Source organism: Bacillus sp. 22475 (genome assembly GCF_052044835.1).
GTDB classification, from domain to species: domain Bacteria; phylum Bacillota; class Bacilli; order Bacillales; family Bacillaceae_G; genus Bacillus_A; species Bacillus_A cereus.
This window is the reverse complement of record NZ_JBQENW010000017.1, coordinates 43,500-66,548: the sequence shown is the minus strand read 5'-3', so window position 1 is coordinate 66,548 and position 23,049 is coordinate 43,500. Positions and strand designations below refer to the sequence as shown.

Genomic DNA, 23,049 nt, shown 5'->3' with positions numbered 1-23,049 from the left:
TACGCTATAGCGCCTTAATCTGCTTCGTAAGTTCTATAAATCGTTCATCAAGTTCTTTATATTCTTTGTCGTTAGAAGTTAAAAAGCTTAATTTTCCTAATACTTCTTGTCTCTCTGTTTCTAACGTTAAACGTAGCTCTTCAATATCATCTCTTGTTTTAGTAGGTTCTTCTAGCTGCTTTTGTATCGTATTGTTTGAAAACACAAGTTTTGTGTTAGTTGTTTTCTCCAGAAAATATCGATCGTGAGATACAATTACTAATGTTCCGTTATACTCAGCTAATGTATTTTCAAGTTGTTCACGTGAAGGTAGATCCAAGTGATTCGTCGGTTCGTCTAAAATGAGTACATCTTTTTCATCTAAAATATAAGCCATTAGCTTACATTTTACTCTTTCTCCCATACTCATATGCTCAATCGGCTCTTTCCATTGAGACGCTTGGAATCCTAAATGTTTCATTAAATTTTGGACTTTTCCCCTTTCTTCAAACGTCTCTTTAAAAAATAAATTTTCTGGTGTTTTATCAAGCGGTAAATCAAAAACTTCTTGTGTTAAATAGCCGATGTTTGCAGAAGGTGAAATCCATATTTCTCCTTCTGCAGTTTCGTTTCCCATAATCATCTTCAGTAATGTTGTTTTCCCACTACCGTTTGGTCCAACAATCGCAACTTTCTCACCGTGCTGAATTGTAAAATTAACGTTTTCAAATAATACTTTCCCATGAAAGTCTTTTTTTAATTGCTTCACTTCTAAAAAGCGTTTTCCTACTTTCTTGTTCGCTTGAATAGAAAACTCAACTGAATATTCTTCTTTCACACGTTCTACTTTCGTTTTCTCCAGCTCTTTTTCGAGTCGTTTTCGTTTTGACTTCACTTGTGCATCCATTCGCTTCGCTTTTACACGATAGAATTCTTTCACTCCTTCTTGTTTTGTAGACTGCGCGTGTGCCTTTTGTGACCATGAACTCAATTCTTTTATATGTGTTTCTACTTGTTCTATCTTTTTTTGCTGCTTTTCATATTCACGCTGTTGCAACTTCCTTCTTTTCTCACGTACTTTCATGTAGCTCGTATAATTACCACTATGCTCAATTAAATTTTTGTCCTCAATTGACCATATTTTAGTTGCGACAACATCTAAAAAATATCGGTCATGCGATACAACGATAACAGTACCTTTCATATTTTTTATTTGTTTAATGAGAAATCCCGTACTGATCTCATCTAAATGATTTGTCGGTTCGTCTAATATTAAGACATTAGGATTTTCGGCAAATCCTTTTGCTAATCGAATTTTCAGCTTTTCACCACCACTTAAAGTATGAAAATCGTTCGTTGGCACCCCCCATTTCGCAAGAAGTTCTGCTTCTTGCGAAATCACATCATTACTAATAAAAGATTCTATTTCTTGCTCAACATATGCGGTTGTCATATTCATTTGCTGCCATTCAACAATCCCTTTTGAAGGCTCAATCTTTCCATTTATTAATTGAAGTAACGTTGATTTACCAGCACCATTTTTACCAATTAATCCGATAACATCCCCTTGTTTTACTGCTACATTCATTTTTTCTAACAAAGTATTTTCCTTTATTTCAACATAAACATCATTTAATTTTAAAATTTCTTTCATATTACCGATCCCTTTCATTAAAGGAGAACAAAAAAATCCTCCCAAAGTAATTTTGGCAGGATTAGTCATTACATTATTTATACCCAAATAAGCTATTACGCAAATCAAATAGCAATACCGTTGTTTGGAATTGGGCAGACTAATCCTATTTTTTAGAAATTGAAATTTATTGAATTTCAACATTTAAAAATAAGATTAGTTAATCATCGTCCACCCATCATTCCTTTCCGTCATTAATAACCATATTGTACCATACTAGTACTGTATGAGTAAATGCAATTATTTGTGCTGTTAAAAAGATTGCTTTCTTTTAGGCTTATTTATCATTTCTTAGCTTCATATTGAACAAGCACAAATTACATTGATTGTAATACGTCCTTTAGATTTCCCCAGTAGTAAACTTCTAAGCACTCTCTCTTATATAAAGTGAAACTTTAATCAGTGGGGGTTTTCTTCATCCCCACTGATTATTAGTTGAACCAATCGGAATTTTATGGGCAGTTGATCCCCCACCTAATTTCTTGGCTTTCGCTGAATTTTGAGGTGGGGGTCTTACTGCCCATTAAAGCGGGATAAATTTTGTATAAAAACAAAATGTTATTCATTATCCAATAATAACTTATTGTTTTTCGATAAATTTTTATTGATTATCCCCTTGTAATAAGCTATTATATCTTTACAGAAAATATTAATGTAAGGATTGAATTTATGGACAGGACATTAAAAATCACAAAGTTAAATATGTTTTTAAGGATTTTTCTCGTCCCGATTATAGTAGGGATAATTGTTGGTATACTAACTAAATTGGGGCAAGGTATACTTCCTGGACATTGGAATTCATTAGCTAATCTAGGAAGCGTTTGGTTAGTTCCATCCTTTTTTGTGGCTAGCTTTAGTTATTCTAAGCGTACAGCTATACTTTCTGGTATCCTTGCACTACTCGGTATGGTATTAGGCTACTATGGTTATGCAATAGTTATTAAAAATGTAGCTCACTCTATTTATTTTATATCCGTATGGATTGTATGTGCATGTATAGGAGGAACTATCTTTGGAGTTGCAGGTTTTCTATGGAAAGATACTACGGATCCACTTCATAAATTCGGAAGCGCGCTTATTAGTGGCGTTTTTGTAACGGATGGACTTCACATTCTTTTAAATTTTGAAGACTATAGTCACATGTTACCTGTTGGATATACCGAAGTCATAGTCGGGATTATCTTGATTCTTGTATTAGAACGCTCTAATGCTAATCGAATTTCTTCTTTCTTAATGATGGTTCCTATCACTATTTTAGGATTAATTGGATATAAATTATTAAGTTTGTTTACTTAATTAAAATTCATGAAGCTAGCTCTTTCAAAGGGCGAGCTTTTTTCTTACAAAAAACTATTTAAATATTAATAAATTATTAAAAACCTCTCATTTAACAGCCTTATTTATTATTGTGTCATTACACATACTTACACGACCTTTTATTAGAATCATACCAGTCTTTTATATCATTTTATTTAATCCATATAAAGTAAGGCTAAAAAACTTATTTCAAAAGTTCTTTAGCCTGAGTCATTTTTACACATTTAAAATTTAATACGTACAACGGTACCTTTACCAACTTCTGAATGGATTTCTACACTATGTCCTAATTGCTTCGTAATTTCATATACGAGATATAGCCCCATTCCAGTTGATTCTTTAAAATCTCTACCATTTTCTCCTGTAAAGAAAGGTTTAAACACTCTTGGTAAATCTTGCTTCGGTATTCCTACACCATTATCAGCAATTTCAAGTATAACATTATTACCTTCCTTACAAGCTTTCACTTTAATCTTCTCTCTACTACCAGATGAATATTTAATCGCATTCGATAGTATTTGTCCAATTAAAAATTGTAACCATTTCGCATCACTTTCTACTGTAATGTCCTTATCAATTTCAAGCTCTGGATATACAAAATTCCGGATAAAGAACCGTTTATGCTCATGTACCGAATGATTCACTATTTTATGTAGTTGTACTCTTTCTACATAAAAATCTTGTGTAAATGCTTCTAAACGTGCGACATACAGAGCCATTTCTAATCCCTTTTTTAATCGATCAGTTTCCTCATTTATACTTTCAAAACGTGAATCTACTTCATCCTGTGTAATTAATTCTATTACAGATAAAGGTGTTTTCATTTGATGAATCCACTGATTCATAAAGGTTAAATGGTCATTATTTTTTCTCTCTTGCATTTGCAGCTGATTTTGATAATGTCGATATTGCACCTCAAGTAGTTCTTGAAGAGCAGCCGATACAGCTGCAAAATCAGATTTTTGAACAGATTCATCCAAAGATTGCATCGGGTTTGCTAAGCGCTCATAAAAAGAACGATGTGTAAAATAACGAAACACTAAATAACTTCCCATAAAGAAAACACCTAAAAACATTGCATATAACGCCGTTGTAATATGATTATGCCCATCAAACCAATATACGAGAAATATAGCTAGTAGTTGAATTATAGTAAAGCAAATAAGTGGTATATGATCACGTATAAACAACCTTATCATTTTTCTATACCAGTATCCCAAGTAATATGCAATCTATATCCAACACTACGAATCGTTTCAATCGCACCTTCTATATGTAACGTTTGTAACTTTTTACGCACACGTGTTGTATTTACACTTAATGTATTATCATCAACATAAGATTCGCTATCCCATAATTTATTTAACAACACTTCCCTACTCACAACACGCGGATAATTTTTCATTAATGTCTCTAATAAAATAGCTTCGTTTCTCGTTATATCAATCTCGTCATTTCTAAGTTTCAATACAAGTCTTTCAGGATATAAACAAAGGCCTTGTTGCTCAATCATTCGCTCTTCTAGTTTCGGTGCATAATCTCCATATGCACGTCTTAAATGACTACGAATTTTCGCCACTACAACTTCATAATGAAAAGGCTTCGGAATAAAATCATCGCCACCGTTTTCTAACGCCATAACTTGATCCATCGTACCTTCACGAGCCGAAATGAATAGTATCGGACATGTAGAAACACCACGAATTTGACGACACCAAAAGTAACCATCAAAACTCGGTAAATTAATATCTAATAAAACTAACTCTGGTTGTTCATCTAAAAAAATGTCTAATACATTTTGAAAGTCCGATACAATAACTCCTTGATAACCATATTTCGCAACATATGTTGATAATAGTTCTGCAATTTTCATATCGTCTTCTACAATCATAATTTTGACCATTATTGAACTCCTTTTTAATCCACAATCTCAAATATACTTATATAAAATAAATACTACCTCTTTTCACAAAATCCGTAAATTAAAAAAAGGATGCTTTTATACAAAAGTATCCTTTTTCGTCCCTTATCTATTTAATATGAAATTTACTAAAAGTAAATCCTAGTTTCTCCACATAATCCATCCCTAATTCCATACGCGCCGTTTTCAACGGATCCACAACTTGGCAAACTTTTAAATTACCTGCTGCCGATAATAAAAGAGTTGCATCAGCTTTAGACACTGCTAATTCTTCATGTAAAAATGTTACCATATTATGTACAGCACGACTTGCTGCATCATCTAACAATTTCTCTGAAGCAATCGTCATCATTTTTCCTTTTTGAATAGCCATTGGTAGTGGCCATTTCTTTCCTTTTATAATCTGAACTGTTACCGTCACCTCACCAGCTACCTCTACTCCACTAACACCAATTTCACCATCACCCATCGCTGCGTGTAAATCACCTAACGCTAATAGTGCTCCTGGGACATTAACTGGTAGTAGTAATGTTGTTCCTTCTTTAATCTCTTTACAGTCCATATTCCCGCCGTGATCATGCGGTGTGCCACATGAAATGCTCTCTTCTTTCGGTGCAGTACCAATTACCCCAATCATTGGATTAATCGGGATTTGTAGTTCACTTGAAAACAAAACATGTTCATTATGTATTGGGACAATTTTCACTGTATTTTCATTTAACTCATCCCCTATTACACCAAGGTTTGCACCTGTAGTTAAAACGCCCTGCTCTGCAATTTTAATCTTTTCAATCGTTACGGCTAATATCTCGCCAGGTTCTGCTCCTTTAACATATACAGGTCCAGTGGCTGGATTAATTCGGTTCCAATCTAATTCTTGAAACACAACATCTTCAGAATCGATTTGATTTTCAAAGCAATCATATGTTTCAAATACAAGACTGCTCCCAATTTCTACTTCCATACACGGCTTATTTTCTGGTGACATTGAGTAAATGATATGGTCTTTATGAATTCGATACATAATACCTCTCCCTTTTATATTTATCTACTATTACTAATTAGCTTTTTTTATACAAGCTCCTCTTAAAATTAAATGTTATTTTTATGTAAAAAAGCACGCAGATTGTTTTATAACATACACTCTTTACTATAACAGAAAGGTGGTATCACTATGCCCCTTATTCCATACAACGAAAGTGATGTTGATTTACTAGCTAGATTAATTCGTGCTGAAGCTGAAGGCGAAGGTCGCCAAGGTGAGGAGTTAGTTGGATGCGTTGTAGTAAACCGTGTATTTTGTGATTGCTTAGATTTTAAACAACTCCGTACCGTACGAGACGCTGTATATCAAAGCCCCGGCGGATTTGAAGCAGTACAATATGGATATTTTTATCAACGCGCTCGTGAATCAGAAAAAGAAATCGCACGAAAAGTTTTACAAGGTCAATGGCGCTGGCCTGCACGATGGGCTCTTTGGTATTTCCGTCCAGTTGGAGCTTGTCCGCCTGAATGGTATAATCAGCCATTTGTAGGACAGTTTAAAAGCCATTGTTTTTATGAACCAAGTGGTGATGAATGTCCGAAAATGTATTCACGATAGTAAAATTTGCAACGCAAGTACTTAGAAATTTTGGTACTTGCGTTGCTTTTAACTGTGTTTTAGAAATCTAATAGTGTGATAAATTTTTCTATGCCTACTACATGTATTAATAATGGTATACGAGGACCATTTGATTGATTCATAATGAGCTTATATATAATAGTGAATAATTGTTTTTGATTTTCTTTCATTATTTTTTTATTTTCATGATGACAAATCGCATATAATTGCTCCATTAAGTTAGAGTAATCTTTATTAGAACGAAGTATTTTACAAACTTCTACTAGCCATTCTTTCTGCCTTTCATCTAATGTGTAGTAAAACTCTGCATTTTTCTCCTGATTTACCGCGATTAATTTTTCAGATTGAAAGTTTCTTATCCAATACTCTGCACGATTACTTATCGCTCTCATTTCATCTAATACATAGCTCCTATCTATTTTCTTTAATATCCCCTGTAAAATAGTTGAATCAAAATTTAATAATGGTAACGTTCCTGCTACTTGATTAAATTTTGGATAATCTTTAAACACGCTATTAACTATAGATAGTTTAATTGCATCAAATAAATCTTCATTTTTGAGCGTTTTATTTTCATAACTATCTTTCAATCGTTCATACTCTGTATAATTGCGAATCACATCTTCATCCAACCCAATATGAAAAGCAGCGCCTGGTTTGTATTTTGCAAACATAAAGAGAATTACTTCTGGTATATACACTTTCAATATATCGCTTGGTGTAATACTATTCCCTGAAGAACTAGACATTTTTTCATGATTCCCTTTAATACCAATGAAATCGTAAGCAACGTAATGAGGCGCTTCACGATTGAATATTTTCCTTGCAATTTCTTTTGATACATTATAACTACCCGTTTCCGATGAATGATCTCTTCCACCTGGTTCAAAAATTACATCCTCTATCATCCATCTCATCGGCCAATCGATTTTCCAGTTTAGTTTCATTTTATTTGTATTTAATACGGATAACTCTTTTTCATTTCCGCATTCACATTCATACCGCACTGTTTTTAATACTTCATCAAAATGTGTAATAATTGTTGTATCTTTTCCGCACCTCTCACAATATAATGTAGCTGGATAAAAGCTCTCTCGCTTTTCTTCACTACACTCTCCAGTTTTAAAATCCATTAAAATATCATATATTTCTTTTCGTTTATACAAAGCCTCTAAAATATTTTCATTATACCTTCCACTTCTATATTCATCATGTTGATAAATAAATTCTACTTCAATTCCAAATGCTTGAAGCGATTTTTCAAACTCTTTTTCAAAATGCTCCGCATACGAGTTATGACATCCATACGGATCTGGAATATCACAGTATGGCATACCAATATACTTTGCAAAAGATGGATCAATATTTTTTGGAACTTTTCTAAACCTATCATAATCATCCCACGAAAATATAAAACGAGTCTTTTTCCCTAAATCTTGAAGTGCTCTTACTACGAAATAAGTCGTTACGATTTCACGAAAGTTCCCAATATGAACAGAACCTGAAGGACTAATTCCAGATGCACAAACAAACGTTTCTTTATTTGGATGTTTCCTAATTAATTCATGTGCTACTTCATACGCCCAATGCATATATTACTCACCTCAATTATTTTTTGTTTCTCATTTCCAGTTTTATGCAACAAAAAAACTCCCACCCCCAAGATTATTCATCTTGAGGACGAGAGTTGTTAGCTTCGCGGTACCACCTCAGTTTGTTAATATGTCACCATATTAACCTCTTCAGGTACGGCAAAATATGCTTATACCCTATCTCTATAACGGGAGAACCCGTCGCACCATCCCTAAATAAATTAGTTCCTTGCGCAGCTCCAAGTCTTTTTTCATTAAGATGTATACCGCTCTTTCTCAGCTACCAGAGCTCTCTGTACGTATTCTTTCTTAACTACTCTTCTCTTCTATGCCTTAAATATTAGTTTTTTAATATGATAATTTATAACACTTTTATTGTCAAACTTTTCCGAATCGAAATCGTAAAATTATCTAAAAAAATTCTTTATCGCCTCTAATTGAATTTTGTGGCTACACTCATCACAACAATATGCCCCTTTTGGTTTCTCTTTAAATCGCTTATATTTTTCACTACCTTCGTAAACACGAAATATATTCTTACAAGAAAAGCAAACAATCTCATAAAACATCATATGCATTTTCCTCTCCGTGTTTATAAACCTTTTAATCACTTGAGAAGATTAGTTTTCTAGAGCACAAATCATAATATCCTCTGACTAAAAGGTTTACCTCTATTCTTATCGAATTATATTAATATCTTATAACGCGAGGTGAACATCTTGTTCAGTAATATAGACTTAGTTTTAAATGTTAAAGCGAGTTTAGCTGAAGGACCATGTTGGAATGAAAAAAAGCAACTTTTATATTGGGTTGATATTATGGAGAAAAAATTATGCATATATAATCCTACTACCAATACGAACCGAGTAATCGCTCTCAATCAACAAATTGGCTGTGTTGTTCCATATTTAGAGGACATATTACTCTTAGCTATGGAAAACGGCTTTTATTCTATTAATGTAAATACAGAAAAACTGACACATATTTTTGACCCCGAACCTCATTTAATAGAAAATCGTTTTAATGATGGAAAATGTGATCCCGCTGGTCGTTTCTGGGCAGGTACTACAGATACATACGGTATGAATGCTGCAGGTTCCTTATATTGTTTACATAATAATTTGAGTGTAGAGAAAAAAGTTTCACATGTAAATACTTCAAACGGAATCGCTTGGTCACCTGATCATACATACCTTTACTTTATAGATACACCTACTAAAAAAGTGGTTCGATATCAATATAATATACGTACTGGAGAAATTCATAATCCAAGTGATGTAATCATTTTCTCTGAAAATGATGGTCTACCTGATGGTATGACAATTGACGAAGAAGGTTGTTTATGGATTGCACATTGGGGAGGTTCAAAAATAACTAGATGGAATCCCTCTACTAGAGAACAAATATTAAGTATTCCAATTCCTGCGTTATATGTAACATCATGTACATTTGGTGGTTCTAACTTAACTGATTTATATGTTACAACAGCCAGAACAAGAATGACGGATGACGAATTAAAAGAGTATCCACATGCTGGTGGTATTTTTCGAATTCAAACAAATGTTAAAGGCTGCCCCACCTATTCATTTTGCAATAAAAATATTGAAGCTGAAACAATATGAATCGTATCAATTACATAAGACAAGAAGAAAAGAACTATCACGATCTTTGCTATGAACAATATAAACTGTTTGAAGCTGGCTCTTGGCTTTTCAAACCAGTTAAAACGGTTATGGACTTGATGAACCACTTTGACGGACAAAACAACTTGCAAGTACTTGACCTTGGCTCTGGCGTTGGGAGAAATAGCATTCCAATTGCAAAAAAAATAAAAAATACTAGCGGCACGGTTACATGTGTTGATTTACTTGATTCCGCTTTAACAAAGCTACAAATTTATAGCAAAGAACATGATGTATTCGAGGTTATAAAAACAGAACAAGCAGCAATTGAAAACTATCATATTGACTCTAACGCTTATGATTATATCGTTGCAGTATCAAGTTTAGAACATGTCAAATCAGAAAAAGATTTTAAAAATGTGCTTCATTCTATGAAAAAAGGGACAAAAAACGGCGGTATTAATTGTTTGATTATTAACTCTAACATACAAGAAATTGATTTAAAAACGAATGAAGAATTAGAAGCTTTAATTGAAATTAATCTCCCAACCGAAGAACTGATACGTCTATTAAAAAACATTTATAAAGGATGGAAAGAAGTAAAAGTTGAAATAAAAGAATTAGCTTATAATATAGTTCGTAATGAAAGACACATTCAATTAAAAACAAATGCCATTACATTTGTCATTCAGAAATAATACTATAAAAAGTAAGGATATTTCCTCATATATTCATAGGAATACCCTTACCTGTTATTTTCATAAAATTATTTTGTTATTAGTTTTCGCATCATCTAAAATATAATTTTCATTCGACATACTACTCAGCTATTAATTGAATTCATTAACTGGAAGAAATATTCTGCTTCATGAGTCTCATTCAATTTATACCATGAATGAAGTGTATCCGGCGCAAATACATCTAATTTTTTCAGTACTTCCATTGCAAATTCTAGCGGGGCTACACCCGATGCAGTAATAAGATTTCCACTGGATGCTACAGGTCCCATTTCATAAAATTTTTCTCCATTATAATTAGGACAAACCATTTTCATATAATCTAAACTATTACTTGTATGCTTTCTAGAATTTAAGTAACCGTAATTTGCAAGACCTATAGTTGCACCGCAAATTGCCGCTACAATTGTACCAAGTTTTAAAGCTTCACCAACTGTTTTCAAAATAGGTTTATGTATTTCTTCACTCCAAGTATTCCCTCCAGGTAAAATTAATAGATCGTTACTCTCAAGGATACATTCATCTAGGGAAATATCCGGCTTTATATTCAAGCCCCCCATTGAAATAATCGTTTCTTTATTTATTCCAACTGTTACTACTTTAAAAGGCGCTACATCTTTTTTGAAATATCTCCCTGTATTAAGTTCAGCAATTAAATGTCCGTACTCCCAATCAGACATCGTGTCAAATACATATAGATAGGCTTTTCTTGTTTGCATTCAATAACACTCCATTCATATACTACACTCTTAATTAAAACAAGTGCTCTTTTCAGTTTAACATTTTATTCAATATTTATGGTTTAAAATTCCAAATAAAAGAGCACTTGTTTCCGCAAGTGCTCTTTTGGGGATTTTGAGATACCCTATTAACGAAAGTTAAGGTTACTTAAAGTTAAAAGGTATTTCTATTATATGCTTGTCCTTTTTATTTGTGCATAATCAATATATAAACATCTTTAATCATTCTTAATAACTTTTAGTTATCGTTCTTTCTTACATTTTATCATTAAGAAATTGATTGAAGGTTTATTTGCCATGTTCTTATTTGGTTCATCAATTTCCGAAACTTGTACTAATCCATATTGATTAAAATCTTTTTTTATAGATTCAGAATCATAGAAGAACATTTTTACACCTTCCATTATCTCATAATAATGTTTATCCAACTGTTTTCCTTTTCCGTACATGGGAGCTTTTTTAGAAACAGTTGTAAAAACCATATATCCGCCTGGTTTTAACTGATTATAACAATCTTCAATAAATTTCTCTCTTTCCTGTTCATTCAACAAATGAAGAAGTGCATGACTAAATATCCCATCATACAGTTTATTATCAAAAGGCATTTCGTTTACTGAACCGTGATACATACTAACATCTTCTAGTCCGTTTTCTCTTGCTAAATCGATCGCTGTTTTCGAAATTTCAATACCTGTTACATTTATACTATTTTCGATAAATACCTTTGCGTTTCTACCATATCCAATACCGGGAACTAATATGTCCTTAATGTTCTTTTCTAGAAAAAAATCTTTTGTCAAAATTGCATATTCTGTAGGCTCAAATCCCCACATTGTTTGTTTCTCAATAAAACTTGATTCCCAAAATTCCATTATGTTTCTATCTCCTTGTTTTCATCTCATTTTTAGTATCACATTAAAAACTTATCAACTTTTACACTGCGGCTACCTATGCCAAATTAATTTTTTACCACATTCACTTTAGGTCCATTGAATATAGCATAATTATAAGTCTACATCTATTATAATGATTGGTTTAAAATCCACCCTATTTTATTAATCCCTACGTTTGTAAAAAAATAAAAAAGCCAATACTTCCGTTTTGTAGTATTGGCTTTTCTCGAAAGAAATTATCTTTTTGTATTGTACTGATTTATTACTTTTTCTAACACTTCTAAAGTTATTGGTTGAGCTTTCTCTATTAGTTGATAACCAATACGCCCATTCGGTTCAGCTGTAACTTTTTGTAAAATCTTCAAATCATGAATTCCTTTTTCTCTTAATTGCATATATAGTTGTTGTTCCGACATTTTTGCCTGCATCAAATTCTCTTTTACAATCTCTCCGTTTTCAACAATTATAATGCTACTTCCATTTAGAAATTGTTCCACCTTCCTTGATTTCAATTCAAAGAAATGAATGATAAGTAGTATGCTCGCAAATATGATAGCTACAAATACAGATGGGACTACTTTTCTACTTAATACAGGTTCTACAATAATGCGGCCAATTGATACAACTATAATTATCTCAGCTCTTGTCATTTGGCTGACAGATGTACTACCTGTCATTTTTAAAACAATTATTCCAGTAAGAGTTAATATAATACTTTCCCAAATTATGTTCATAATAGTCCAATCCTTTAATGGTGAATATTACTATCATTCCCATTAAAGGTCTATTTTACTTACCTATTAAGTTGTTAAACCCTTCACACCATGATGGAAATAAAGGTGTCCATCCATACTCTTTACGTGCCTTATTATTTGAAGCTCCTCTTTCCCAACTATTTTTCCCATCTTGAACTTTAGGCTTAGGTGCTCCTATCGCTGCTGCATATATTGGTAGCCATTCTTTACTAGTTGCTGGATCATTATCTACAATATTTACGATTCCTGAAGGCCAATTAAGAGCTAGCATAGTAGCTCTTGCAGCATCCTTGACATGTATAAACGAACTTATCCCATCTGTTGCAGTAATTTCATTATTAAGAACTTGATTTGCAATGAAGCCGTTTTCCGCATACCATGTTCCTGGTCCGTATAGCGTACCGTAACGAAGTATAACCGATTCAGGCAACTCATTAACAGCTTCTTCTAATTTCAATATGCCATTAACAGTAACTTGCCGGGGCATAGAAGCAGTAATATGTAGTGAATCTTTTTCGGTCGCAAATGTATCCCCTGGTTCATACGCCCATGAAATACTTTGAGCGATTATTTTCTTTACTCCTACATTTTTAGCGGCATCGACAAGGTTACGAGTGCCTTTTGTTCTAATTTTTGCATTATCCTCAAAATTCCATGATGACAATGACGTTAATTGATGAATAACTACATCGGGATTTGTTTCTTCTAATACAGAAAATACAGCCTCTCTATTAAATACATCAGCTATTACTGGTATGGCACCCACCCTTTTCATTGCTTCTACTTGCGAAGTATTACGAATCATCGCAAAAACCGTATGCCCATTTTTTATTAACATTGGCAATAAAGAACGTCCTATTACACCAGTTGCACCTGCTACAAATATTTTCATATATGTTCCTCCTCATTTAGTAATCATAAATGTGACGAAACATTTGTAAGGTATGTGACAAATATTTTCTCATTTTTTTCGTTATTCATATGAAACATATACTTTTAATGGTTTAATTATCCCTAAACTCAATTCATCAAAGCATTGTATGAGTGAAGTATAATGTATTTCATGTTGAAAGATCCCTTCTATAAATGGTGTTTGTCCTATTTCTTAAAAAAAACAATCTGCATGTTTTTGATAATCGTATCCGTCACTTGATCCAATGATTTGCAATTCTTTCTGATAAAAGTTGGCGGTTAATGTTAGTTCTTCTATATTACCATCAGACAGTATACATATTTCACTATTAGTTTTAAGAGCTTTTTGCAAAGTATGGAACCCACTATTTGTAGCAGAACATTCGAAACCATAATTATATGTTTCTATTATTTTCTCTTCTAAATCATATATGTTTTTCGCACCAAAATTCTTTGCAAAATCTCTTCTATTTTTATTAGGCTCAACAACATCCACGTGCTCAACGCCTACATAGTATTTTAAGAAATAACAAGCGAGTAAACCAATAACTCCCATTCCAGTTACAAGTACTTTTTCATCCTGTCGCGGGTTTAGTTTCAATACTCCTTTAGCGGCATCACACGAAAGAATACATAATAAAGCAACTTTAGGTTGTATAGAACTAGGCACTCGAATTACTTTATAACCCTTAACTATCCCTATCGTTTCATGTCCATAAAAAGAAACTACTTTATCGCCTACGTTTACATGTGTTACTTTATTACCAACTTGAATCACTTCACCATAACTTTCATATCCAGTTTTTCTTGGATAAAAAGGATTCGTATCTGTAACATCGGATCCATTATACTGTGGTAACTCGGCCCCAATGCTTATCGCTCCTGCGATTGTTTTAACGATAACTTCATCATCCTGTATGGACATAATTTCATTTGTTTCCCACTCAAGTTGTTTAGGCCCTTTTAAAATTAACTTATATTGTTCCATTTATATCCTCTCTTTTTATAAAGATGTTATAAGTAATATTGTTATCCGTCTAGATTTCGACTAAATTTATTTACCTAATAGATGATAAATTACCCTTGCCCACGTTTATACCTTTAATGCTCCTGTACATTTCTGTTCAGCGTCTAATACTTTAAGATTACTATTCTGATAACATTTTAAGAAAAGTCGTTGCCGCCCAAATGAAATACGCAAGTTGCGTCACGATATACATCGTAATTTCAAAACCTGTAAGCTTTCTTTCCCTTTTTATTTTCTTTAAATATCTATAAAAACAAAATGAACATAAGATCAGTAAAACAATAGACATTTGATATAGATTATCCACTAAAAGAACTGCCATTTATTTCATCACCTTTCCAATAAAGTGAAACTTTAATCAGTGGGGGTTTTGTTCATCCTCCACTGATTATCAGCCCTCACCAGTCGGGATTTAACGGGATAAAAAATATATAGTTCAAGCATATCATTTTAACGGAACGAATTACCACAATTTTCAAATTGAATAAACTTCCTAAGTAAAAGAAGTCACTTCTTGGAAATGTTTCAATACAATATTATGTAATTCAATACGCACTATATAATATTAGATTTGGTTTTCTTTTACTGTACATGCTTAGGAGGAAGTTTTACATGCAATTGATTCATAACATACAAAAAACGTTTAATAACCTATGTAACTACGATACGGTCAATTTAATACACGCTATTCAATCATTAAATATTTCACTTCATAAAATATCTCCTTTTATTACTTCACCAGTTAATCTTGAATACGGAAGGAACGTTATCTATCAGTCTGAATTTTTAGAGATTTTAGTATTAAATTTCCCCAGCAAAGCAAAGACTTTTGTGCACGATCACGGAATATCTGTAGGATGTATACTAATAGTCAATGGTACGCTACAAAATATAACGTACGAAAATAATAGCGAGCGGATTGAAGAGTTTACAGAGGGAGATATTTTCACAGTAAAAAAAGATACTGTGCATAAAATGTATAATGCTACAGATTCAGCAGTAATAACTTTCCACGTATATTCCCCACCATTAAAAGATGTACAAATATATGAGTAGTCTTTAAAAGGAGGAAATATGCAAAATTTGAAGAATCACTATATAAAGAGCTTACAAGATGGTCGTAACGTTTGGCTCTATGGACAAAAAATAGATGTAACTACAGACAAACATTTTGCAGGAACATTAAGTACCATTTCTAATTTATTTACATTGTTTGATGACCCCATACGAAGAAATTCTATTGGATATGTGAGCCCAAAAACGAAAGAATTTGTTCATACAGCATTTTTAGTTCCGAATTCCTATAATGAATTATTAATGAGAAGAACTGCATTTGAAACGTGGAGTTATGCTACAGACGGTGTAATGAGTAGATTATCTGATTATGCAAGATCGAGACTTACTGGCTGGTACGTATCAAGATATTTTTATAAAAAATTCGATGCACAGTTTCCAGATAAAATTACATCTTATTATGAAAAAGCAAGAGATAATCACTTGTTCTTAAGTGTAGTTCAACGTGACCCACAAATAAATCGTTCTACAGAATTAATATTGAATGAAAAAAATTTAGGGTTACTAAGAGTTACGAAGGAAACTTCTGATGGAATTTATTTAAATGGTGCAAAAATGATAGGTACTGCTTCTCCTTATTCAAATGATTTATTAATCTATCCATTAGCAAAACTTACTGATACTCAAAAAGATTTAGCTCACTTTCTCATTGTGGCAGCCAATTCCCCTGGATTACATATGGTTTGTAGAGAACCATTTGCGAATGCAAACTCAAGTACAGTTGATTCCCCTCTTAGCTCACAGTACGATGAAATGGATGCACTATTAATCTTTGATAATGTATTTGTACCATGGGAACGTGTCTTACTGTATAACAACCCTGAAGCATTATGGACATTAAAGTCAGATATAGCTTCTAGTAGTTTAGCTTATCATCAAGCAATTGTACGATTAGTAGTAAAATTAGAATTTATAACTGCAATTGCTTGTGAAATTGCTGAAGCAATCGGTGCTACTACTTATTTGCATGTTCAAGAGAAGCTTGGGGAATTAATTATGCAAATCGAAACAATTCGCGCACTTTTAATTGCTGCTGAAGTTGAAGGTACTACAAATGAAACGAAAACTTATTTGCCGAATTTTAAATATATCGAAACTGCAAGGAATCTTGGTTCCAAATATTATCCCCGTGCAATAGAAATTTTACAATTAATTGGAGCAGGTGGGTTCATTCAACTTCCTTCGAGCTCGAATGACTTCCAGAGTCCTATAGCTGATTTATTGAAAAAGTACTTTAAAGGAACGAATATAGATGCCGAACAACGCACAAAATTATTTAAGTTAGCCTGGGATATCATCGGAAGCCCCTTAGGATCTAGACACGAATTGTACGAAAGATTTTACGCAGGAGACCCAATACGAAATACAGTTATGCAATATGTAAATTATGATAAAAATCACTTTAAAAAGATGATAAGTAAATATTTACATTGATGAAAAAGAGCACTCTTTGAAGAGTGCTCTTAAAAAATATATAATTATCCAATTACATATATAATTGCTCCGGCCACAACTGCTACTTTTCTCCGTAATGTTTTCACCTTATTCACTTTTATTTTTATAATTCAGCTTTATTACTTCTGGTATTTACTTCCTATCATATTTTCTCGTATAGATTTCTCCATCAGGAGTAACGTATTGTAAAACAATCTCACCACAAACCCCATCTAGTATTTCAAATTCACCTTGTGCATTTGAAATACTGCGTTCCTTACTTTCAATTGAATCTTCATATATTTTCACATTAAATATAGGTTCGTTATTTTGATCTACGATAATACCTTTTGAATACTTAGCAACTGCTATACATTGATCCTCTTTTTTATAATATGTAATCACAACAAACCTCCTAATTCAAATTATTCTTTTCTAAACTGAAAATTCAACTGTCTTGATTGCTTGATTTCCTCAATTATTTTACGAATACCTTCTTCAATCTTATCTTCTTTTACATTCGAAATATTTAACTTTAACAGTTTTTCTTTAGGAAAATTCCTCATATAATTCTTATCAATAGTATCGACACTTATTTGAATGTCACCTAATTTTTGTATAAGTGTGTCTGTAACTGTGTTTTTCTGCATTTCTAAACAAGTGTGTATTCCAAATGTGTTTTGTCTATTATATGTAAATAATGATGGATTTTCATTTTGCACTTTTTCTAATGTTTTTGCTAGTTTTATTGATCTATTGTAGTAGGAAGAATTAATTTTACTTTTATGACGTTCAAACATACCGCTCTTTATATAAATTTCTAAAGCAGCTTGAGAAATCATCGGACTATCAATATCTAGTATCTTTTTGTATGTATAGAAAGCATTTGCAATGGATGGTGGGATGACTGCAACTCCAACCCGTAAACCTGGAAAAATAATCTTCGAATAACTTTTCAAATATATGACATGACTACAATTATCCAAGCTATATAACGGATCTGCTTTTGAATCAGTTTCTAAATCTGCTAAATAATCATCTTCCACTATAAATACATTGTATTTCTTAGCCAATAGTGCGATTTTTTCTTTCTCCTCTTTAGAATAAGAAGTTCCAAGCGGATGATGATATCTCGGTATCGTATAAAAGAATTTTATTTTTCCAGTTTGAAATATTTGCTCCAATTCATTCAAATCGATACCTTCATTCGAACGTTTAATACCGATTACAGGAACTTTATTTATTTCTAGATAATCAATATATAGATGATATGTTGGCTGTTCAATTAATATGGTTTCATTTCCATTCGGAAATGGTATAGAAGTTAATATAGCAAGTGCCTGCTGAACACCTGATGTTATAAAAATATTTTCTTCTTTTGTAAAGACTTGATAATTTGCTAGTTGTTTTTGAATAACTGGTATTAAAGATGGTAACCCTTTCGGCGTTCCATATACAAATAAATCATTTTTATACGTATCAATAGCCTTATTAATACAATGTTGAAAATCTAAATACGGAAAAACATCTGGATCTGGTGCTGAGGAAGCAAAATCAATTATCTCGTTATTTTCTATAGTATTCTCTGATTTTTTAACAACGTAGTATCCACTTTGAGGGACAGAATATATAATGTGACGCTTTTCTAATTCATGAAGCGCACGTATAACTGTTGCCTTATTACATTCATATTGCGTAACGAGTGACCGTATAGACGGTAATTTCTTTCCTTCTCTTATTTCTCCATTTTGAATCATATTTTCTATGTCGTTTAAAATATTTAAATACTTATACATCTTACACCTCCTTCAGTAATTCTATATTTAATTATATCGATTTTTCATTCATATAGCATTCATTCCTCAATTAGTTAATTTTCCGATCATCTATATCGTAAATCCCAATAGCATATGAATCATTTTCAATCCATTTCTTTACTGCTTCTGTTTTAAGTACACCTTCAACTTCTTTTTCTATTTTCTGTCCAAGTTCTCTCGCCCCTACTTCATCATCGCTAATCTTAGTTTTTATATCAATGGTAACAGGTTGATTCTTTTTATAATTTATTTGCTGAATACCAAACCCTTCATATCCATTTTTTCTGAATACGTCATCAAATATATGTCCAAAAACTTGATTCCATCTACTCTCTGCCTTTACAACTTCTCTATTTCTTTGAGTTATATTGATTTTATAAGACGTTACACCTTGTATCACCAATCTTTTATTAATATCATTTTTTATTTCGTTACTATCTTCGCTATCAGCAATCTCTAAATCTAATATTCTTTCTTTTTCATCTCTTATAGCAGCACTAAAAAAAGATTCCTCCTTTACCGCGGCTGTAGCAATACCCATAACTATAGAATCTTCACTTTTAGATTCTTCCATTTCAGGCTCACAAGCACACAATAAAGCAAGTGGAAATAAAAACACAAGTAACTTCTTTCTCTTTCTCATGTAGCACCCCTCCATATATTTTCATTTACGATAAACTTTTTACTTTGACATATAAATACCTTCTTTAATTATTAAATTTAACATTATTTCACATTTCCCCAACTTAACAAGGAAATTACAATTAATAAATAGAATATCTCTATGAATAAATAAAAAGTGAGGGATATATAATGCAACGTGTAAATACGATTGATATTAGTAATGTACTACAATTGGAAAAAACTCTTTCGACTTTATTAAATAAAATGATTTTTTCAAAACTAGACCTTGAAAATTGGTTAAAAGAGCAGTCAAAAGTAATTTGGGACATCGAAGAACAATTAAGATCACATTACATCGCCTTTCAATGTAATACGGATGATGAAGAAATAAAGGATACTTTTGAACATGATCAACAATTTGTAAAGCCACTTTTAAAGCGGTACCAAAATTTATTGGATAATAAATATTTAGAGTCACCTTTTCGAATGGAATTAGATTCTAACGTATATGGTTTATTAGATACAAGAATAAAAAATGCTCAAAAGTTATTTTGTGAGGAAAATATCGAATTAGAAATACAGGAAGACAAATTAGTCACAGAGTACTTTGAAATCACTGGAGGATTAAGTGGAATTTGGGACGGAGAAGAAAAAACGATAACAGAATTACAATCCTATTTACAAGATTCGAATCGTGACATCCGTAAAAAGGCAAAAACCATTATTTCTGAACAATTTTTATCTGTTGAAAAAGAACTACAAAACATATTAAATCAATTAATTGAAATTCGCCATCAAAAAGCAAAAAATATTCAACTAGAGAATTATCGCGATTATATGTTCAAAAAATACGAGCGTTTTGATTATTCAGCGATAGATTGCTATGAACTAGCTGAATCGATACGTAAGTATGTTGTGCCTCTTAAAGATAAATTATTGCTAGAGAAAAAAGATAAACTGCAAGTTGATACGCTTCGCCCGTGGGATGTATCAGCTGTAACTCCAGATCAAAAAGTACTTAAACCTATTGCAAATGAAAATGATTTAATTGAAAAGAGCACTCATATCTTTAATAAACTAGATGTTGAATTTTCAGCACTTTTAAACCGAATGTATAAACACAATTGTCTTGATTTAACAAGCCGCAAAGGAAAAGCAGCTGGTGGCTTTTGTGAGTACTTACCAGCTTCACAATTATCTTATATTTTTATGAACTTAAATTATACACAAGATGATATTGTCACTTTTATACATGAAATGGGTCATAGTATTCATAACGAACTCATAAAACCATTAAAATTACGACAGTATATAGAAATTCCAGCTGAAACAGCTGAGCTAGCCAGTATGACAATGGAGTTATTCTCGCTTCATTATTGGGATACCTTCTATACAGACAAAAAAGATTTAAAACAAGCAAAAATTAACTTCTTTAAAGATGTTATTTCATATTTACCTATTATGCTTATTGTCGATCAATTTCAACACTGGCTGTATGAAAATCCAAGTCATACTTCTGAAGAAAGAAATGAACAATACTTACAACTTCAAAAACATTATCAGTCTAGCGTCATACATATTGATGGCTACGAAAACTGGATAGCAACGAGTTGGCTACCTGTACTCCATATTTTTGAAGTACCATTTTATTATATTGAATATGCGATCGCCCAACTTGGTGCATTACAAATGTATAAACAATATAAAGAGGATCCTAAGCAAGCGCTAGAAAATTATAAAAAGGCATTATCACTAGGAAGCTCGCAATCTATAAAAGAAGTGTATGATGCAGCCGGTATTCGTTTTGATTTTTCTGGTGAAACAATTAAAGAACTAATGCTATTTGTAGAAAAAGAATTAGAATTACTTGAGCAATTATAAGAAGAAAGCTGCACCTATATTTTGGGTGTAGCTTTCTTCTTTATTTTATTAATCAGCTCTATGTACTGAGTATCTCCATATCCGATTGTTGGAAAAAGATAAAACAACTTTATTAATAATTCACGAGTTGATAAATCTTTATTTTTAGAGATGAATTTCATTACTGCATTATCTTCTGTTAACATTTCTAAAAATAAGTCTATAGCCTGATACATTACAGGTGGTACCTTATGAGAGGTCTTTTTATGGTTTACTAATACTTCATTGTATATAGAAGAATAATTCCCCAATTCAAGTTCAATTTGATTTACTTTAAATTCATCCTCTCTAAAGCTATTTAAGTATACCTTCCCTTCATAAGCAGACTGTTCAAGGTGAGAAAGTATGGTAAGTAGGTTCATTTGGCAAAACATATCTTCACCAAACCATAGAACAATACATTTATACTTTTTCGTAAAAAGGTTTTCTAACGGATCTATAACCTTTTTTATATAACTTTCTACTGAACTGTTATGTCCTTTCGCTCTTGTTTTAATAAACTCTTCATTAAAAACTTGAGTAGTAGCCGAGTTCACACACATTGCCTCATTAAATGGGGCATAATCAGAATCACCCATTAGCTTTTCGTTTTTAAATTCTTCATACATAACTTGACCATTTAATATGTTAAGTACCTCTTTATCAAATAGCTCACTCTTCCTATCTCGTAACTGTTCAACCTCTATTTTTCTAGAAATATTCATATTAAACGCCCCTTCTTTATTTAAATTTAGTTTAACAAATGATTGAATAGGCATTTTGTTAAGTTGGTATTCTCTTGGATTCATTCCAAAAACATTTTTGAAAGCTCTACTATAAGCCTCTTGGGAAGAGTAATCGTAATCCAACGCTACCTCAATTATCTTCCTACCATTCTTCAAATCTTCCGTAGATACATACAACCTTCTAAGAAGAATATAACGTCTAATACTGAAACCCGTTACTTGATGAAATTTAAAAGAGCAATAATAAGGAGAATACCCCATGTAACGAGATAATTCATCTAATGAAAATCTCTTTTTTAAATTGCTCTCAATCCAATTAATCATCTGCTGTATATGTTCATTCATTTCCTTCACTCCTTATTTAAAAGTATAGGAGAAGTGCGTTTCTTTCTTTTGATATTTCTTGTGTTTTATAACATGAGCCTTTCTCTAAAGTCTTTATAATCTATATATAAGTATTAATTTTTATTTTTTCATCTATCTCATTTTGTCATACCTTCTATTCATTTTTCAATTTAGCGTTAATGAGTATGTTGGCAACACCTTACTAATTATTAAAGGTCAATTTACATCATATTTCATTTTAAAGGATTTCAAAAATTAAACACGAATTTTATAAAATAAGATTCTTTTAATTCCCAAG

General features: G+C 32.1%; 22 protein-coding genes, 1 pseudogene and 1 other annotated feature. Of the genes and pseudogenes, 7 read left to right on the top strand and 16 right to left on the bottom strand.

The window, feature by feature from the left end; genetic code table 11:
• Positions 1–4 precede the first annotated feature (4 nt).
• Positions 5–1,633 (bottom strand): ribosomal protection-like ABC-F family protein, encoded by a 1,629-nt coding sequence (gene abc-f / locus ACTJJY_RS22395; RefSeq protein WP_440606577.1) that lies wholly within the window; start codon positions 1,631–1,633, stop codon positions 5–7.
• A gap of 708 nt (positions 1,634–2,341) precedes the next feature.
• Here abc-f and ACTJJY_RS22390 point away from each other — a divergent pair.
• Complete coding sequence (locus ACTJJY_RS22390) at positions 2,342–2,968, top strand: DUF6518 family protein (protein WP_000376271.1); 627 nt, start codon at positions 2,342–2,344, stop codon at positions 2,966–2,968.
• Positions 2,969–3,213: 245 nt separating this feature from the next.
• Here the strand turns inward: ACTJJY_RS22390 and ACTJJY_RS22385 are convergent, their stop codons facing one another.
• From ACTJJY_RS22385 to ACTJJY_RS22375, 3 genes are all read right to left on the bottom strand, one after another.
• Positions 3,214–4,188: a sensor histidine kinase gene (locus tag ACTJJY_RS22385; protein WP_440606576.1), complete on the bottom strand. Its 975-nt coding sequence runs from the start codon at positions 4,186–4,188 to the stop codon at positions 3,214–3,216.
• Positions 4,185–4,892 carry a response regulator transcription factor gene (locus tag ACTJJY_RS22380; protein WP_440606575.1) on the bottom strand — a complete coding sequence of 236 codons (708 nt, stop codon included), beginning with the start codon at positions 4,890–4,892 and terminating at the stop codon, positions 4,185–4,187. The genes ACTJJY_RS22385 and ACTJJY_RS22380 overlap by 4 nt, the downstream gene beginning before the upstream one ends.
• Positions 4,893–5,019: 127 nt before the next feature.
• Positions 5,020–5,934, bottom strand: coding sequence for an acetamidase/formamidase family protein (locus ACTJJY_RS22375; RefSeq protein ID WP_440606574.1), 915 nt, complete (start codon positions 5,932–5,934; stop codon positions 5,020–5,022).
• 150 nt (positions 5,935–6,084) lie between these two features.
• Between ACTJJY_RS22375 and ACTJJY_RS22370 the strand changes: the two genes are divergently transcribed.
• Positions 6,085–6,513, top strand: a complete 429-nt coding sequence (locus ACTJJY_RS22370) for a cell wall hydrolase (RefSeq protein WP_001128402.1) — start codon at positions 6,085–6,087, stop codon at positions 6,511–6,513.
• A gap of 59 nt (positions 6,514–6,572) precedes the next feature.
• Here ACTJJY_RS22370 and lysS read toward each other — a convergent pair whose 3' ends face one another.
• Positions 6,573–8,126 carry a lysine--tRNA ligase gene (gene lysS / locus ACTJJY_RS22365; protein ID WP_440606573.1) on the bottom strand — a complete coding sequence of 518 codons (1,554 nt, stop codon included), beginning with the start codon at positions 8,124–8,126 and terminating at the stop codon, positions 6,573–6,575.
• Positions 8,127–8,207: 81 nt separating this feature from the next.
• Positions 8,208–8,464: a binding site (T-box leader), on the bottom strand.
• A gap of 69 nt (positions 8,465–8,533) precedes the next feature.
• Entirely contained in the window at positions 8,534–8,704 is a 171-nt protein-coding gene (locus ACTJJY_RS22360) for a DUF2197 domain-containing protein (protein WP_000551042.1), read from the bottom strand.
• A gap of 141 nt (positions 8,705–8,845) precedes the next feature.
• On the opposite strand from ACTJJY_RS22360, the gene ACTJJY_RS22355 reads away from it, so the two are divergent.
• Both ACTJJY_RS22355 and ACTJJY_RS22350 read left to right on the top strand, forming a co-directional pair.
• Positions 8,846–9,748 carry an SMP-30/gluconolactonase/LRE family protein gene (locus ACTJJY_RS22355; protein WP_440606572.1) on the top strand — a complete coding sequence of 301 codons (903 nt, stop codon included), beginning with the start codon at positions 8,846–8,848 and terminating at the stop codon, positions 9,746–9,748.
• Complete coding sequence (locus ACTJJY_RS22350; RefSeq protein WP_440606571.1) at positions 9,745–10,446, top strand: class I SAM-dependent methyltransferase; 702 nt, start codon at positions 9,745–9,747, stop codon at positions 10,444–10,446. Before ACTJJY_RS22355 ends, ACTJJY_RS22350 begins: the two co-directional genes overlap by 4 nt.
• Before the next feature lie 125 nt (positions 10,447–10,571).
• Here the strand turns inward: ACTJJY_RS22350 and ACTJJY_RS22345 are convergent, their stop codons facing one another.
• The 6 genes and pseudogenes from ACTJJY_RS22345 to ACTJJY_RS22320 all read right to left on the bottom strand — a co-directional run bounded on the left by ACTJJY_RS22345 (position 10,572) and on the right by ACTJJY_RS22320 (position 15,134).
• Entirely contained in the window at positions 10,572–11,204 is a 633-nt protein-coding gene (locus ACTJJY_RS22345) for a type 1 glutamine amidotransferase family protein (protein ID WP_440606570.1), read from the bottom strand.
• Positions 11,205–11,467: 263 nt separating this feature from the next.
• The gene (locus tag ACTJJY_RS22340; protein WP_440606569.1) at positions 11,468–12,097 is read right to left on the bottom strand and encodes a class I SAM-dependent methyltransferase; all 630 of its coding nucleotides are present in this window, start codon (positions 12,095–12,097) and stop codon (positions 11,468–11,470) included.
• 257 nt (positions 12,098–12,354) lie between these two features.
• Positions 12,355–12,852 carry a DUF421 domain-containing protein gene (locus ACTJJY_RS22335; RefSeq protein ID WP_440606568.1) on the bottom strand — a complete coding sequence of 166 codons (498 nt, stop codon included), beginning with the start codon at positions 12,850–12,852 and terminating at the stop codon, positions 12,355–12,357.
• A 55-nt stretch (positions 12,853–12,907) separates the two neighbouring features.
• Positions 12,908–13,765 carry an NAD-dependent epimerase/dehydratase family protein gene (locus tag ACTJJY_RS22330; protein ID WP_440606567.1) on the bottom strand — a complete coding sequence of 286 codons (858 nt, stop codon included), beginning with the start codon at positions 13,763–13,765 and terminating at the stop codon, positions 12,908–12,910.
• An 81-nt stretch (positions 13,766–13,846) separates the two neighbouring features.
• Positions 13,847–14,773 (bottom strand): annotated as a pseudogene (locus tag ACTJJY_RS22325) (zinc-dependent alcohol dehydrogenase).
• Between the two features lie 160 nt (positions 14,774–14,933).
• Positions 14,934–15,134 (bottom strand): hypothetical protein, encoded by a 201-nt coding sequence (locus tag ACTJJY_RS22320; protein ID WP_000279689.1) that lies wholly within the window; start codon positions 15,132–15,134, stop codon positions 14,934–14,936.
• 290 nt (positions 15,135–15,424) lie between these two features.
• On the opposite strand from ACTJJY_RS22320, the gene ACTJJY_RS22315 reads away from it, so the two are divergent.
• Positions 15,425–15,868: a cysteine dioxygenase gene (locus tag ACTJJY_RS22315; RefSeq protein ID WP_440606566.1), complete on the top strand. Its 444-nt coding sequence runs from the start codon at positions 15,425–15,427 to the stop codon at positions 15,866–15,868.
• A gap of 18 nt (positions 15,869–15,886) precedes the next feature.
• A complete protein-coding gene (locus tag ACTJJY_RS22310; RefSeq protein ID WP_440606565.1) occupies positions 15,887–17,320 on the top strand; it encodes a 4-hydroxyphenylacetate 3-hydroxylase family protein in 1,434 nt (477 codons plus the stop codon).
• A 153-nt stretch (positions 17,321–17,473) separates the two neighbouring features.
• On the opposite strand, the gene ACTJJY_RS22305 is transcribed toward ACTJJY_RS22310, so the two are convergent.
• The 3 genes from ACTJJY_RS22305 to ACTJJY_RS22295 form a co-directional block, all read right to left on the bottom strand.
• Positions 17,474–17,740, bottom strand: coding sequence for a carboxypeptidase regulatory-like domain-containing protein (locus ACTJJY_RS22305; protein ID WP_440606598.1), 267 nt, complete (start codon positions 17,738–17,740; stop codon positions 17,474–17,476).
• Between the two features lie 5 nt (positions 17,741–17,745).
• On the bottom strand, positions 17,746–19,116 hold the full coding sequence (locus ACTJJY_RS22300) for a PLP-dependent aminotransferase family protein (RefSeq protein WP_440606564.1): 1,371 nt from the start codon (positions 19,114–19,116) through the stop codon (positions 17,746–17,748).
• Between the two features lie 70 nt (positions 19,117–19,186).
• Positions 19,187–19,780 carry a DUF4030 domain-containing protein gene (locus ACTJJY_RS22295; protein WP_440606563.1) on the bottom strand — a complete coding sequence of 198 codons (594 nt, stop codon included), beginning with the start codon at positions 19,778–19,780 and terminating at the stop codon, positions 19,187–19,189.
• Between the two features lie 170 nt (positions 19,781–19,950).
• Between ACTJJY_RS22295 and ACTJJY_RS22290 the strand changes: the two genes are divergently transcribed.
• Entirely contained in the window at positions 19,951–21,642 is a 1,692-nt protein-coding gene (locus ACTJJY_RS22290; RefSeq protein WP_440606562.1) for a M3 family oligoendopeptidase, read from the top strand.
• A gap of 14 nt (positions 21,643–21,656) precedes the next feature.
• Here the strand turns inward: ACTJJY_RS22290 and ACTJJY_RS22285 are convergent, their stop codons facing one another.
• Positions 21,657–22,751 carry a helix-turn-helix domain-containing protein gene (locus ACTJJY_RS22285; protein ID WP_440606561.1) on the bottom strand — a complete coding sequence of 365 codons (1,095 nt, stop codon included), beginning with the start codon at positions 22,749–22,751 and terminating at the stop codon, positions 21,657–21,659.
• Positions 22,752–23,049: the final 298 nt, after the last annotated feature.

What these genes read in the sequence shown, in the direction of transcription:
- abc-f (WP_440606577.1), bottom strand. Translation starts at nt 1,633, where the DNA reads ATGAAAGAAATTTTAAAATTAAATGATGTTTATGTTGAAATAAAGGAA.
- ACTJJY_RS22310 (WP_440606565.1), top strand. Translation starts at nt 15,887, where the DNA reads ATGCAAAATTTGAAGAATCACTATATAAAGAGCTTACAAGATGGTCGT.
- ACTJJY_RS22350 (WP_440606571.1), top strand. Translation starts at nt 9,745, where the DNA reads ATGAATCGTATCAATTACATAAGACAAGAAGAAAAGAACTATCACGAT.
- ACTJJY_RS22370 (WP_001128402.1), top strand. Translation starts at nt 6,085, where the DNA reads ATGCCCCTTATTCCATACAACGAAAGTGATGTTGATTTACTAGCTAGA.
- ACTJJY_RS22285 (WP_440606561.1), bottom strand. Translation starts at nt 22,751, where the DNA reads ATGAATGAACATATACAGCAGATGATTAATTGGATTGAGAGCAATTTA.
- ACTJJY_RS22300 (WP_440606564.1), bottom strand. Translation starts at nt 19,116, where the DNA reads ATGTATAAGTATTTAAATATTTTAAACGACATAGAAAATATGATTCAA.
- ACTJJY_RS22320 (WP_000279689.1), bottom strand. Translation starts at nt 15,134, where the DNA reads ATGGCAGTTCTTTTAGTGGATAATCTATATCAAATGTCTATTGTTTTA.
- ACTJJY_RS22380 (WP_440606575.1), bottom strand. Translation starts at nt 4,892, where the DNA reads ATGGTCAAAATTATGATTGTAGAAGACGATATGAAAATTGCAGAACTA.
- ACTJJY_RS22335 (WP_440606568.1), bottom strand. Translation starts at nt 12,852, where the DNA reads ATGAACATAATTTGGGAAAGTATTATATTAACTCTTACTGGAATAATT.
- ACTJJY_RS22340 (WP_440606569.1), bottom strand. Translation starts at nt 12,097, where the DNA reads ATGGAATTTTGGGAATCAAGTTTTATTGAGAAACAAACAATGTGGGGA.
- ACTJJY_RS22375 (WP_440606574.1), bottom strand. Translation starts at nt 5,934, where the DNA reads ATGTATCGAATTCATAAAGACCATATCATTTACTCAATGTCACCAGAA.
- lysS (WP_440606573.1), bottom strand. Translation starts at nt 8,126, where the DNA reads ATGCATTGGGCGTATGAAGTAGCACATGAATTAATTAGGAAACATCCA.
- ACTJJY_RS22360 (WP_000551042.1), bottom strand. Translation starts at nt 8,704, where the DNA reads ATGCATATGATGTTTTATGAGATTGTTTGCTTTTCTTGTAAGAATATA.
- ACTJJY_RS22330 (WP_440606567.1), bottom strand. Translation starts at nt 13,765, where the DNA reads ATGAAAATATTTGTAGCAGGTGCAACTGGTGTAATAGGACGTTCTTTA.
- ACTJJY_RS22290 (WP_440606562.1), top strand. Translation starts at nt 19,951, where the DNA reads ATGCAACGTGTAAATACGATTGATATTAGTAATGTACTACAATTGGAA.
- ACTJJY_RS22345 (WP_440606570.1), bottom strand. Translation starts at nt 11,204, where the DNA reads ATGCAAACAAGAAAAGCCTATCTATATGTATTTGACACGATGTCTGAT.
- ACTJJY_RS22390 (WP_000376271.1), top strand. Translation starts at nt 2,342, where the DNA reads ATGGACAGGACATTAAAAATCACAAAGTTAAATATGTTTTTAAGGATT.
- ACTJJY_RS22385 (WP_440606576.1), bottom strand. Translation starts at nt 4,188, where the DNA reads ATGATAAGGTTGTTTATACGTGATCATATACCACTTATTTGCTTTACT.
- ACTJJY_RS22315 (WP_440606566.1), top strand. Translation starts at nt 15,425, where the DNA reads ATGCAATTGATTCATAACATACAAAAAACGTTTAATAACCTATGTAAC.
- ACTJJY_RS22295 (WP_440606563.1), bottom strand. Translation starts at nt 19,780, where the DNA reads ATGAGAAAGAGAAAGAAGTTACTTGTGTTTTTATTTCCACTTGCTTTA.